Origin of the sequence: Sphingomonas sp. CL5.1 (assembly GCF_013344685.1) — a bacterium.
Classification (GTDB): Bacteria; Pseudomonadota; Alphaproteobacteria; order Sphingomonadales; family Sphingomonadaceae; genus Sphingomonas.
The window spans coordinates 3374067-3387455 of record NZ_CP050137.1; the positions used below are offsets into that span (position 1 = coordinate 3374067).

Here is a 13389-nt window from a genome sequence, read left to right on the forward strand (position 1 = left end):
TTGTCTCCCTTTGGGTTACGCCTGTGGCGTTAACACCGAACCCCGCCTGAGGGAATTGACCTGTCGGTTTGCTGAATCACCGCCCGGTGCGCCCGATCACCTGGCCGGTGCGCCCGTCCACGTCGACCCAGATCACCGTGCCGTCACGCAGGAACTTCAGCGTATAGACGCCGCTCGGCAATTCGAGGTCGAAGCCGATATACTGCGCGCCCTTCATCGTCGGCACCACGCGCCGCTCGATCTCCTTGAGCGGCAGGATGCGTCCGGCGCGCGTTGCCTCCCAGGCGGCGCTCGCCTCCCGCCCCTGATCCGCCGACGCGGCGGCGGCCGGCGCGGCTGTGAGCAGCAACAGCAGCAGACTGGTCCCGATCCTCATTTCGCGGCGAGGCATAGCCGCCGAGGATTGAACAGCCTGTGAACATGCGCCGCGTCCGTGCGCGCCGGCGCCCTCACCCCTTCATCGCTTCCAGCAGCTTCTTCACGTCCTGCCCGCGCCCGCGCGGCAGGATCAGGATGTCGTCGCCGCTCGCCACGACGATCAGGTCGCGCACCCCGACCATCGCGACGCGCGCGCGGTCGCTGCGAACGAGGCAATCGGTGGTGTCGAGCGCGATCACCTCGCCGTGGATCACGTTGCCCGCCTCGTCGCGCGCGCTGATCGCATGGAGCGCGTCCCAGCTTCCCACGTCGTTCCAGCCCATCGCCACCGGCACCACCGCGACGCGCGACGCGCGCTCCATCACCGCATAGTCGATCGATTCGGCCTTGGCGCTCGCGAACGCTTCCGCGTCCGGCGTCACCCGCGCGCCATCGCGCCGCGCGCCGACCATCGCGCGGGTCACCGCCCCGGTCATCTCCGGCTCGAACGCGGCGAGCGCGTCGAGAAAAGTGTCGGCGCGGAACAGGAAGATGCCGCCGTTCCATACATGGTCGCCCGATTCCAGCATCGCCCGCGCGCTTTCCAGCGGCGGCTTCTCGACGAAACGGTCGACGCGGTGGACGCCCGGCGCGATCTCCTCGCCGGTGCGGATATAGCCGTATCCCGTTTCCGGCGCGTCGGGCGCGATGCCGAAGGTGACGAGCCACCCCTGCTCCACCAGCGGCATCGCGACGGCGATCGCGGCGTGGAAAGCCGCGACATCGGCGATGACATGATCGGACGGCATGACGAGCAGCGCGGATGCCTTGTCCTCCACCGCCAGCGCGGCGAGCGCGATGGCCGGCGCGGTGTTGCGTCCCGCCGGCTCGAGGATCAGCAGCTGCGCGGGCTGCTCGATCGCCTCCAGTTGCTGCTCGACCAGATCGGCATGCGCGGCGCTCGCCACCACCACCGGCGCGGCGAAACGATCGTCATGCGCGCGCGACGCGGTGAGCTGGAGCATCGTCAGCTCGGCGGTGAGCGCCAGCATCTGCTTGGGCATTTCCGGCCGCGACATCGGCCACAGCCGCGTCCCAGCGCCGCCTGACAGGATCACTGGTACGATCGGCGAAGCAAAGGTCATCCGGTTCTCCAAAATTACAGGGTTACTCATCGCAAGCAAAACCGCCGATCGCAACGGTTCGATCCGCTTCCCGTCGCCTTCAGCCTTTATTTGCCATTTTCTGCGATCACCTGTCGGAGAAACTTACACGCACGATCGGACAGCGCGGGAATGATAAGGGTTTTCAAGCACTACGTGCCCAATGCGGTGCTGCTGCTTGGCTTGCTCGACGCACTGCTGCTGCTCGCCGCCGCCGAAGCGGGGTGGGAAGTGCGTGCGTGGCAGATCGGGATCGCGGTGGGATCGGTGTGGACCCGCCTGCCGCAGCTCGTCAGCTTCGCCGGCCCGCTGATGATCGCGATGGTGGCGGTCGGCGCCTATCAGGCCGACGTGCTCGTCTCGATCCGGCAAGCGGCGATGCGGCTGATGGTGGCGGTGTCGCTCGGCGTCCTGTTCCTCGCGCTGCTGTTCTTCCTCATGCCGTCGCTGACCTTCTGGCGATCGAACCTGTTCTACGCGATGCTGTTCGCGGTCGCCGGCCTGGTGCTGGTGCGCGTGCTGTTCGGCGGCCTGCTCGGCAGCGAGCGGTTCAAGCGCCGCATCGTCGTGCTCGGCGCGGGCGGGCGGGCCGCGCGGCTGGAGCTGCTGGAGCGGACGCCGGGATCGACCTTCGTCATCGTCGGCTATGTCGCGATGGGCGAACCGGAGCCGCTGGTGCCGCAGGCGATCGCGCGCGACGCGATCCACAACCTCGCCGAACACGTCGTCCACCTGAGGGCATCGGAAGTCGTGCTGGCGATCGAGGAGCGGCGCAACGCGCTGCCGCTCAAGGATCTGCTGCGCGTCCGCACGACGGGGGTGCAGGTCAACGAATTTTCCGCCTTCCTGGAGCGCGAGACGGGCCGCATCGACCTTCAGACGGTCAATCCCTCCTCGCTGATCTTCACCGAGGGATTTTCCTCCGGCCGGATGCTCACCGCGATCGTCAAGCGCGCCTTCGACGTGATCGTCAGCCTGCTGCTGCTGGCCGTCGTGCTGCCGGTGATCCTGCTCACCGCGCTGCTGATCCGGCTGGAGAGCAAGGGCCCGGCCTTCTATCGCCAGCGCCGGGTGGGACTGTTCAACCAGACGTTCGAGATTCCCAAGCTGCGCTCGATGCGGCAGGACGCCGAGGTCGGCGGCAATGCGATATGGGCGGCGGAGCGCGATCCGCGCGTCACCCGCGTCGGGCGCGTCATCCGCAAGGTGCGGATCGACGAACTGCCGCAATGCTGGAGCGTGCTGAAGGGAGAGATGAGCTTCGTCGGCCCCCGCCCGGAACGCCCGCAATTCGTCGCCGATCTGGAGCGCGAGCTGCCCTATTATGCCGAACGCCACATGGTGAAGCCCGGCATCACCGGCTGGGCACAGATCAACTATCCTTACGGCGCATCAATTGAGGACGCCCGCAACAAGCTGGAATACGACCTTTATTACGCGAAGAACTATTCGCCGTTCCTCGATCTGCTGATCCTGCTCCAGACCTTGCGGGTGGTGCTCTGGCCCGCCGGCGCGCGGTGACATGCCGCCGTCGATGATCCTGTGGAGCCATGCGCTCGCCGCGTTGCTGTTCTTCGCGCTCGCGCTCGGCCAGATGCGGCGGCGGCGCGGCGGCCTGCCCGCCGTACCGCTGGTGGCATCGCTCGGCGCGACCGCCTTGTGGGCGCTCGCCGTGGCGGGGATCGGATCGGGCGACGTCGCGACGCGGCTGGCGGAGGGCCTGCGCAATCTCGCGTGGCTCGGTTTCATCTATGCGCTCGCTCGCCACGACGCGCGCGGCGGCACGCGCTGGCTGGCCACGCTCTGCGTCACATGCGCGCTCATCATGGCGCTGGCCATGGTGCTCGCGGTGGCGGAAGCGGCGACGGGGCAGGATTCGACAGCGGCGCTGATCGATCCGGCGCGGCTGACGCTGCGGATGCTGGCGACGCTCGCGGCGCTTTTGCTGCTCTACCGGATACAGGCGTCGACCGCGCGTGGCGGCGTGCGCATTGTGGCGCTGGCGCTGTCGTTGCTGTTCGCGCTCGACTTGCCGCTTCAGGTCGACGGCTGGCTGGGCGGCGAGCGCGGCGCGATCCTCTTCGCCGCGCGCGGGCTGGGGACGGTTGCGGTCGCGCTGCTGTTCGGCGCGGTGCTGCATCGCGACGGCGACGGGCGGTTGCAGCTTTCGCGCCGTCTCGCCTTCGCACTGCTCTCCATCGTGCTGATCGGCGCCTATGTCGTGATCGTCGGGCTGGCTGCCGGCTTCGTCGCGGAGCTGGGTGGCGACCGCGCGCGGATGGTGCAGACGGCGTTCGTCTTCGGCACCGCCGCCGCGCTGCTCACCATCGTCTCGACCCCGTGGCTGCGCGCATCGACCAAGGTCCTGATCGCCAAGCATCTCTTCGCGCACCGCTACGATTATCGCGCCGAATGGCTGCGCTTCAACGAGACGCTCGGCTCGCCGGGCGACGGCGCCGCGCCGCTCGCGGTGCGCGTGGTGAAGGCGGTGGCGGACGTGACCGATTCGCCCGCCGGCCTGCTGCTCATCGCACGCGAGGGGGCGCTCGAACGCGGCGCGGGGTGGAACTGGCCCGGCGACGCGGACGGCGCGGAGCCGCCCGATGCCAATGCCGCGCTCCACGCCCATCTCGCCAGCACGCGGCGCATCATCGAGCTCGACGCGGTGCGCGCCGGCTCGGCCCCGGCGGCCGACATAGGCGCAACGCCGGCATGGCTTGTCGAGCGCGCCGACGCCTGGGCGATCGTGCCGCTGGTCCATTTCGACCTGCTGACCGGCGCACTGGTGCTCAGCCGCCCGCCGCTCGACCGCGCGCTGGACTGGGAGGATTTCGATCTGCTCGGCGTCGCCGGGCAGCAGGTGGCGAGCTATCTAGCCGAGGACCGCGCGCATGACGCGCTCGCCGACGCGCAGCGCTTCGACGAGTTCAACCGCCGTTTCGCCTTCATCATGCACGATCTCAAGAATCTGGTGAGCCAACTCACCCTGCTCGCCCGCAATGCCGAGCGCCACGCCGACAATCCCGCCTTCCGCGCCGACATGGTGGAGACGCTGCGCGATTCATCGCAGCGCATGAACACCCTGCTGGCGCGGCTGTCGCAGCATCACGGCGGGCGCGGCGAGGCGCTGCGCGCGGTGCCGCTGCATCCGCTGGCGAAGCGGATCGCCGCGGCTAGGCGGGCGCAGCATCCGATAGCGGTGAGCGGCGCGGTGGATGCCGTGGCGGTGGCCGATCCTGCCGGGCTGGAGACGTTGCTCGGCCATCTTGTCCAGAACGCGATCGAGGCGAGCGCCGCGAACGACCCCGTGGCGCTGAACATCGTCACCTTGCCCGAATCGCGGCAAGTGGCGGTGGAAGTGATCGACCGGGGCTGCGGCATGTCCCCCGCCTTCGTGCGGGACCGGCTGTTCAAGCCGTTCGTCTCGGGCAAGGAAGGCGGCTTCGGGCTGGGTGCGTTCGAGGCGCGGCAGCTGGCCGAGGCGATGGGCGGCGCGGTGTCGGTGGAGAGCCGGGCGGGCGAAGGCACGCGCTTCCGCGTGACGCTGCGCGCCGCCGGGGAATTGGAGCAGGCGGCATGAGCGATCGTCCCAAGCTGTTGATCGTAGAGGACGATATCGGCCTCCAGCGCCAGTTGCGCTGGGCTTATGACGGCTATGAGGTAATCGTCGCGGGCGATCGCGCGGCTGCGATCGACGCGCTCCGGCTGCACGAACCGGCGGTCGTCACGCTCGATCTCGGCCTGCCGCCGGACCCGGATGGCACCGCCGAGGGCTTCGCGACGCTGATGGAGATCCTCGCGCTCAAGCCGGATACCAAGGTGATCGTCGCCTCCGGCCACGGCGCCCGCGAAAGCGCCCTCCGCGCGATCGCCGACGGCGCATGGGATTTCTACCGGAAGCCGATCGACATCGACGCGCTCGGCCTGATCGTCGCCCGCGCCTTCCATGTGCATGAGCTGGAGGCGGAAAACCGCCGGCTGGCGGCCAACGCAAGGGGTGCGACAATGGCCGGGCTGATCACCGCCGCGCCGGAAATGCTCAAGGTCATCAGCACGATCGAGCGCGTCGCGCCGGCCGACGTCTCGGTCATGCTGCTCGGCGCCAGCGGCACCGGCAAGGAATTGCTCGCGCGCGGTCTCCACGACGCCTCGCCCCGCCGCGACGGCGCGTTCGTCGCGATCAATTGCTCCGCGATTCCCGAAACCCTGCTCGAAAGCGAGCTGTTCGGGCATGAGAAAGGCGCGTTCACCGGCGCGGTCAAGACGACCCCCGGCAAGATCGAGCAGGCGCAGGGCGGCACCCTGTTCCTCGACGAGATCGGCGACGTGCCCCTGCCCCTTCAGGTCAAGCTGCTGCGCTTCCTTCAGGAGCGCACGATCGAGCGGATCGGCGGCCGCCGCCCGATCGCGGTCGATACGCGCATCGTCTGCGCCACCCACCGCGACATCGACGCGATGGTCGCGGACGGCAGCTTCCGCGACGACCTCTATTACCGGCTGGCTGAAATCGTCGTCCGCATCCCGTCGCTTGCCGAGCGCCCCGGCGATGCCGCGCTGCTCGCGCGGCATTTCGTGACCAAATACGCCAAGACGATGAACCCGGCCGTCACCGGCCTCGCCCCCGATGCGCGCACCGCGATCGACGGCTGGAGCTGGCCCGGCAACGTCCGCGAGCTGGAGAACCGCGTGAAGCGCGCCGTCATCATGGCGGACGGCAAGCTCGTTTCCGCCGCCGACCTCGACCTCGCCGAGCCGGACGACACGCCGATCAACCTGCGCACCGTGCGCGAGGCGGCGGACCGCACCGCCATCCGCCGCGCGCTGGCGCGGGCGGACGGCAACATCTCGAACACCGCCCGCCTGCTCGGGATCAGCCGGCCGACGCTCTACGATCTGCTCAAGAGCTACGACCTGCATGATTGAAGGGCCGGCGACCTACCCGTTGCTGCGCAAGAAACGGCGCCGGAACCGGCGCGTGCGATTGTCGGCATGGGCACGCCTGCTGCGGCTGGCCGCCGCCGCGATCGGCAGCCTCGCGGTGGTGTTCGGCATCATCGCCATCGCCCGCCACGCCGCCGCGCCCGATCCGCAAGTCGAGGCCAAAGCCGCCGCCACCGCTTTCGCCAGCGGCAATTACAGCGCGGCCCGCCGCCATGCCGAAACGGCGCTTGCCGTCGCGCCGGAGCATCGCGACACGCTGCTGTTGCTCGCGCGCGCCGATCTGGCGCTTGGCGAGGGTGAAGCGGCGGAAGGCGCACTCAACCGGGCGCTGCGTACCGGCGCCGATCGCGCGACGGTCCGTCCGCTGCTCGCCGATGCCTGGCTCAGGCAGGGAGGCACCGCCCGCGCCCTGCGAGCGACCACCGGCGCCGATACGCCCGCGCTGCAATATGTCCGCGCGCGGGCGCTCGCGGCGAACGGCGACGTGGTGGCGGCGACCGATATGCTGCGCGACCTGCTCGCCGCGCATCCCGACGATGCCGTCGCATGGACCGCGCTCGGGCGCATCCGGCTCGATGCGGGCGATGTCGGCGGCGCGGATGCCGCCGCCCAGCATGCGCTGGCGTTGACCCGCGCCGATCCCGTCGCGCTGACGCTGCGCGGCGAGATCGTCCGCAGCCGCTACGGTCTCGCCGCCGCGCTGCCGTGGTTCGAGGCGGCGCTGGCGCGCGACGCTTATTACCATCCCGCGCTGATCGAATATGCCGCGACGCTGGGCGATCTCGGGCGCTACGGCGAGATGCTGGCCGCGACCCGCAAGGCGCTCGCCGCGCGCCCCGGCAGCCCGCAGGCGCTCTATCTCCAGGCGGTGCTCGCGATGCGCGCAGGACGGATCGAACTCGCCCGCGGGATGCTCGCCAAGACCGATGGCGCGATCGACGGCGTTCCCGGCGTCGTGCTGCTGAGCGGCGCGATCGCTTATGCCTCCGGCGATTATGAGCAGGCGGTGGCGCGATGGCGCGAGCTGGTCGGGCGGCAGCCGATGAACCTCGCCGCGCGCCGCCTGCTCGGCGCGGCGCTGGTGCGCTCGGGCGACCTGCGCGGCGGGCTGGACGTGCTGCGCCCGGTGGCGCTGCGCGACGATGCGGACAGCTATACGCTAGCGCTGGTCGGCCGCGCCTTCGAGGCGACCGGCGAGCGAGACTGGGCGGCGCGCTTCCTCGATCGCGCCGCCAGCCCCACGCTCGGCCGCCCCGCGCCCTTCGCCAGCGATGCCGGCGTCCCGGTGCTCGCCGGCCAGGCCAGCGATGCCCCCGGCGACCCGACCGCGATCGTGCCGCTGGTGCGGGCGATGCTGGAGGACGGTGACCGGGTCGGCGCGCTGGCGCGTGCGCAGTCGCTCGCCGCCGCCTCTCCCGGCGCGCCGGCGGCACAGGTGCTGCTCGGCGACACGCTGGCGATCTCCGGCCGTTTCGCGCCGGCCTATACCGCTTACACCCGCGCCGCCAACCTGCGCTTCGACACGCCGACTTTCCTGCGCCTGACCGAAGCGGCCGCGCAATCGGGCGACGCCGCCGACGGCGCGCACGCGGTCGCCCTGTTCCGCGCGCAGAACCCGGAGGATATCGCCGCGCGGCGCATCCTCGCCAACCTCCAGCTCACCGCGCACCAGTGGGACGCCGCGATCGACACGCTGGAGGGACTGGTGCGGTCGATCGGCCCACGCGATGCCTTGCTGCTCGCCCAGCTCGCTTACGCCCATACCGGCGCCGGTGATCCGGCAGCGGCGCGCCGTTACGCGCGCCGCGCCTATATGCTCGCGCCGATGAACCCGACCGCCACCGATGCCTATGGCTGGGCGATGTTCAACGATGGCGACGCGGCGTCCGCGCTGCCACTGCTGAGAAAGGCCGCCGCGTTGGCCCCTTCCCGGCCGGATATTCGCGGGCATCTGGCGCAGGCGCTCGCCCATTGAGGCTTTGCGCCCGCTGCGTGGCTAGGCTAGCCGCGCCTCATGGATGACACGCTCGCCCGCATCGCCGCCGCGCTGGAACGGCTCGCCCCTCCCCCGCCCGTGTCGGCCGATCCGCTGGCGCATCCCGCCTATGTCTGGCGCGACCGCACGCTCGTCGCGACGCGCGCCTTCGCGCCGGTCCCGATCGAGCTGTTGCAGGGCGTGGACGCGCAAAAGGCGCTGCTGCACGACAATCTCGCGCGGCTGGCGGCGGGCCATGCGGCGCAGGACGTGCTGATGTGGGGCGCGCGCGGCACCGGCAAGTCGGCGCTGGTGAAGGCGAGCGTCGCGGCGATCCAGGCGGAGGGCGGCGCGATCGCGCTGGTCGAGGTCGCGGCGGACCGGCTCGACACCCTGCCCGAGCTGTTCGCGCTGATCGCCGGCCTGCCGCGCGCCTTCGTGCTGTTCCTCGACGATCTCGGCATCGACGCGGCCGCCGATTCCCGCGCGCTCCGCTCGCTGCTGGAAGGTGGCGCGGAAGCGCGGCCGGCCAATGCGCGGCTGGTCGTCACCTCGAACCGCCGCCACCTGATCCCGCGCGATATCCATGAGCAGGAAAACGCCATCAACCCGCGCGATTCGATCGACGACCATCTCGCGCTCGCCGATCGCTTCGGCCTGAGCATCGGCTTCCACGTCGTCGATCAGGATCATTATCTCGCGATCGTGCGCGGCTATGCCGAGCGTTACGGCCTCCCCTTCGATCCGGCGGAGGCGGTGCAATGGGCGACCCGGCGCGGCAGCCGCTCGGGCCGCGTGGCGTGGCAATATGTGACGGACCTCGCGGGGCGCGCGGGAAAGGCGCTGGGCTAGGACGGATCGACATTCAGTCCATGCGGGGCTGCAAATGGCAGTTCTCCGCGCTTCCGGTGCTCACGGACCTGTAGTCCGCTGCGCTCCGGGTCACGGAAAGCCACCATTTTCGCCGACGCCTGACCTGAATGTCGATCCGTCCTAGCCCAGCGCCTCGATCTGCTCGGCCAGTTCGAGCCAGCGCAGTTCAGCCGCCTCCTTCTCCTCGCGCGCCGCGCCGATCGCCTTGCTCAGCCGATCGAACGCGGCCGCGTCGCGGGCGTACAGGCCCGGATCGGCCAGCGCCGCCTCATCCCGCGCGATCTGCGCATCCAGCGCCTCGATCCGCGCCGGTAGCTGGTCGTAGTCGCGCTGGTCCTTGTAGCTGAGCTTGGCCCGCGCCGGCTTCGGCGGCGGAGGCGACGCGGCTTCCGCCTTGGGCGCGGCCTTCCTCGGTTCCGCCCGGCGCCGCCGCTTGCGCTCCCAATCCTCATAGCCGCCGACCACCGCATCGACCTGGCCGGAGCCGTCCAGCCCCAGCGTCACCGTCACCGTGCGATCGAGGAAGTCGCGGTCGTGGCTGACGATCAGCACGGTGCCGTCATAATCCGCGATCACTTCCTGGAGCAGATCGAGCGTCTCCAGATCGAGATCGTTGGTCGGCTCGTCCAGCACCAGCAGGTTCGACGGCCGCGCGAACTCCCGTGCCAGCAGCACGCGCGATCGCTCGCCACCGGAAAGCGATCCCACCTTCGCGTCGGCGATCGACGGATCGAACAGGAATTCCTTGAGATAGCCGTGGACGTGCTTCTTCACGCCCAGAACCTCGATCCAGTCTCCGCCGTCGGCCAGCACGTCGCGAACGCTCTTGTCGGGGGTCATCAGGCTGCGCTGCTGGTCGATCACGATGGCGTCGAGCGTCTTGGCCAGCTTCACGCTGCCATTGTCCGGCGCGAGCTCGCCGGTGAGCAGCCTGAGCAAGGTCGACTTGCCCGCGCCGTTGCGCCCGACCAGCCCGATCCGATCGCCGCGCGTCACGCGGAAGGTGAAGTCGCGGATGATCGGCCGCTCGCCGAATGATTTAGAGACGTGCTCGGCATCGATCACCACCTTCGATCGCGCATCGTCGTTCGCCATCGCCAGCGCGGCGGTGCCCTGCTGGCCGATCATCGCGGCGCGCTCGGCGCGCATCTCCTTGAGCTTGGCGAGCCGCCCCTGATTGCGCCGCCGCCGCCCGGTGACGCCGCGCTGGAGCCAATGCTCCTCGATCTTGAGCTTGGCGTCGAGCTTCTCGGCGGCGCGCTGTTCCTCGGCGGCGACCTGATCGGTCCATGCCTCGAACCCGCCGAAGCCGATCTCCGCGCGGCGCAGGCTGCCGCGATCAAGCCACAGGGTCTGCTTCGTCAGTCGCGTCAGGAAGGTGCGGTCATGGCTGATGACCACGAACGCGCCGTTGAAACGCTGGAGCCAATCCTCCAGCCATTCGATCGCGGCGATATCGAGGTGGTTGGTCGGCTCGTCGAGCAGCAGCACGTCCGGGTCCTGCGCCAGCGCGCGGACGATCGCGGCGCGGCGGCGCTCGCCTCCGCTGGCGGTGGCGGATTCGCGGGTGAGATCGATGCCTAATTGCCCCGCGATCGCTTCCGCTTCGAAATGCTGCGGCGCGTCCGGCGCGGAAAGGACATAATCCTCCAGGGTCGCAAAGCCGGCAAGATCCGGCTCCTGCTCCAGCAGGATCACCTTCGTGCCGGGAACGATCGTGCGGCGGCCCTCGTCGGCGTCGATCTTGCCGGCGATCAGCTTGAGGAGCGTCGTCTTGCCCGCGCCGTTCCGGCCGATCAGCGCAAGGCGGTCGCGCGGCTGGATGTAAAGGTCCAGGTGACGGAACAGCCAGCCTGCGCCCTGAACGAGGCCGAGGTCTTCATATGCGAGGATTGGGGCAGCCATGCGGGCGGCAGATAGGGGGACGCCCGGACAAAGAAAAGGCCGGAGGCGTGCTGCCCCCGGCCTGATCTTTTCGGCTGGGACCGGGCGACGGCAAAGCCGCCGCCCTGACGTCGGACCGGATCGGCTTTGCCGACCGGCCGGCCGATCCGATACGAGTCCCCGGCCGGCATGGCCGGGCGGGCCGCATTCGGATCAGAAGTCCATGCCGCCCATGCCGCCGCCGGGCATCGCCGGCATTGCCGGCTTGTCTTCCGGCATCTCGGCGATGGTCGCCTCGGTGGTGATGAGAAGACCCGCCACCGACGCCGCGTTCTGGAGCGCGGTGCGGACGACCTTGGTCGGGTCGATCACGCCGGCCTGCACCAGGTTCTCATAGGTGTCGGTCGCCGCGTTGAAGCCGAACGACGTGTCCGACTGATCGAGCAGCTTGCCCGAGACCACGGCGCCGTCTTCACCGGCATTGGCCGCGATCTGGCGAACCAGCGAGGTCAGCGCCTTGCGGACGATGTCGATGCCACGGGTCTGGTCGTCGTTCTCGCCCTTCACGCCGTCAAGCGCCTTGGTGGCATAGAGCAGCGCCGTGCCGCCGCCGGGGACGATGCCTTCCTCGACCGCTGCGCGGGTCGCGTGCAGCGCGTCATCGACGCGATCCTTGCGCTCCTTCACCTCGATCTCGGTCGCGCCGCCGACCTTGATGACGGCCACGCCGCCGGCCAGTTTCGCCAGACGCTCCTGAAGCTTCTCGCGGTCGTAATCGCTGGTGGTCACCTCGATCTGCTGGCGGATCGCCTCGACGCGGCCCTTGATCGCGGACTCCTCACCGGCGCCGTCGACGATGGTGGTGTTGTCCTTGTCGATGGTGACGCGCTTGGCGGTGCCGAGCATGCCGACCGTCACGTTCTCCAGCTTGATGCCGAGATCCTCGCTGATGACCTCGCCCTTGGTGAGGATCGCGATATCCTCCAGCATCGCCTTGCGGCGATCGCCGAAGCCCGGCGCCTTGACGGCCGCGACCTTCAGGCCGCCGCGCAGCTTGTTCACGACGAGCGTGGCCAGCGCCTCGCCCTCGATATCTTCCGCGATGATGAGCAGCGGACGCCCGGTCTGCACCACCGCCTCAAGGACGGGGAGCATCGACTGGAGGTTCGACAGCTTCTTCTCGTGGATCAGGATATACGGGTCGGCAAGCTCGACCTGCATCTTCTCCGGGTTGGTGATGAAATAGGGCGAGAGATAGCCGCGGTCGAACTGCATGCCCTCGACGACATCCAGCTCGAATTCGAGGCCCTTGGCCTCCTCGACGGTGATGACGCCTTCCTTGCCGACCTTCTCCATCGCTTCCGCGATCTTCTCGCCGACCTCACGATCGCCGTTGGCGGAGATGATGCCGACCTGCGCGATCTCGTTCGAGCCGGCGACGGCCTTGGAGCGCGCCTTGATATCGTCCACGACCTTATGGACGGCGATGTCGATGCCGCGCTTCAGGTCCATCGGGTTCATGCCGGCCGCGACCGACTTCATGCCCTCGCGCACGATCGCCTGGGCCAGCACGGTGGCGGTGGTGGTGCCGTCGCCGGCGACGTCGTTGGTCTTCGAGGCGACCTCGCGGACCATCTGCGCGCCCATGTTCTCGAACTTGTCCTTGAGTTCGATCTCCTTGGCGACGGAGACGCCGTCCTTGGTGATGCGCGGCGCGCCGAACGACTTGTCGATCACGACATTGCGGCCCTTCGGCCCCAGCGTGACCTTCACCGCGTCGGCGAGGATGTCCACGCCCTTCATAATCCGCTCGCGCGCGTCGCGCGAGAATTTCACGTCCTTGGCTGCCATGTGGCTACCTTTCGATTTTGAGGAACTTCGAAACTAGGGAAGAAGGCTCAGCCCTCGATCACGCCGAGGATGTCGCTTTCCTTCATGATCAGCAGGTCTTCGCCGTTCACCTTCACCTCGGTGCCGGACCATTTGCCGAACAGGATGCGATCGCCGGCCTTCACGTCGAGCGGCGTGAGCTTGCCGTCCTCGGCCTTGACACCGGCACCGGCGGCGACGACCTCGCCTTCCTGCGGCTTTTCCTTGGCGGTGTCGGGGATGATGATCCCGCCGGCCGTCTTCTCCTCCGCCTCGACGCGGCGAACGAGAACGCGGTCGTGCAACGGACGAAAGTTCATTGCTGTA

Annotated in this window: 10 protein-coding genes; 5 read left to right on the top strand and 5 right to left on the bottom strand. The window is 69.2% G+C overall.

Annotation, left to right across the window (positions count from 1 at the left end):
- Positions 1–76: 76 nt before the first annotated feature.
- Together F9288_RS16315 and F9288_RS16320 are read right to left on the bottom strand one after the other, a co-directional pair.
- Positions 77–376, bottom strand: a complete 300-nt coding sequence (locus F9288_RS16315; protein ID WP_174837756.1) for a PepSY domain-containing protein — start codon at positions 374–376, stop codon at positions 77–79.
- Positions 377–449: 73 nt separating this feature from the next.
- Positions 450–1502 (bottom strand): mannose-1-phosphate guanylyltransferase/mannose-6-phosphate isomerase, encoded by a 1053-nt coding sequence (locus F9288_RS16320; protein ID WP_174837757.1) that lies wholly within the window; start codon positions 1500–1502, stop codon positions 450–452.
- 150 nt (positions 1503–1652) lie between these two features.
- Between F9288_RS16320 and F9288_RS16325 the strand changes: the two genes are divergently transcribed.
- The 5 genes from F9288_RS16325 to F9288_RS16345 are packed head-to-tail and all read left to right on the top strand — an operon-like array spanning position 1653 to position 9288.
- Positions 1653–3041, top strand: a complete 1389-nt coding sequence (locus F9288_RS16325; protein ID WP_174837758.1) for a TIGR03013 family XrtA/PEP-CTERM system glycosyltransferase — start codon at positions 1653–1655, stop codon at positions 3039–3041.
- A gap of 1 nt (position 3042) precedes the next feature.
- Positions 3043–5100 carry an XrtA/PEP-CTERM system histidine kinase PrsK gene (gene prsK / locus F9288_RS16330; RefSeq protein WP_174837759.1) on the top strand — a complete coding sequence of 686 codons (2058 nt, stop codon included), beginning with the start codon at positions 3043–3045 and terminating at the stop codon, positions 5098–5100.
- On the top strand, positions 5097–6443 hold the full coding sequence (gene prsR, locus F9288_RS16335; RefSeq protein ID WP_174837760.1) for a PEP-CTERM-box response regulator transcription factor: 1347 nt from the start codon (positions 5097–5099) through the stop codon (positions 6441–6443). Before prsK ends, prsR begins: the two co-directional genes overlap by 4 nt.
- Positions 6436–8436 (top strand): tetratricopeptide repeat protein, encoded by a 2001-nt coding sequence (locus F9288_RS16340; protein ID WP_174837761.1) that lies wholly within the window; start codon positions 6436–6438, stop codon positions 8434–8436. The genes prsR and F9288_RS16340 overlap by 8 nt, the downstream gene beginning before the upstream one ends.
- Before the next feature lie 39 nt (positions 8437–8475).
- On the top strand, positions 8476–9288 hold the full coding sequence (locus F9288_RS16345) for an ATP-binding protein (protein WP_174837762.1): 813 nt from the start codon (positions 8476–8478) through the stop codon (positions 9286–9288).
- A 141-nt stretch (positions 9289–9429) separates the two neighbouring features.
- Here the strand turns inward: F9288_RS16345 and F9288_RS16350 are convergent, their stop codons facing one another.
- The 3 genes from F9288_RS16350 to groES all read right to left on the bottom strand — a co-directional run bounded on the left by F9288_RS16350 (position 9430) and on the right by groES (position 13382).
- Positions 9430–11214 (bottom strand): ABC-F family ATP-binding cassette domain-containing protein, encoded by a 1785-nt coding sequence (locus tag F9288_RS16350; protein ID WP_174837763.1) that lies wholly within the window; start codon positions 11212–11214, stop codon positions 9430–9432.
- Positions 11215–11406: 192 nt separating this feature from the next.
- Entirely contained in the window at positions 11407–13044 is a 1638-nt protein-coding gene (gene groL, locus F9288_RS16355; RefSeq protein ID WP_174837764.1) for a chaperonin GroEL, read from the bottom strand.
- 47 nt (positions 13045–13091) lie between these two features.
- Positions 13092–13382: a co-chaperone GroES gene (gene groES, locus F9288_RS16360; protein ID WP_174837765.1), complete on the bottom strand. Its 291-nt coding sequence runs from the start codon at positions 13380–13382 to the stop codon at positions 13092–13094.
- Positions 13383–13389 lie beyond the last annotated feature (7 nt).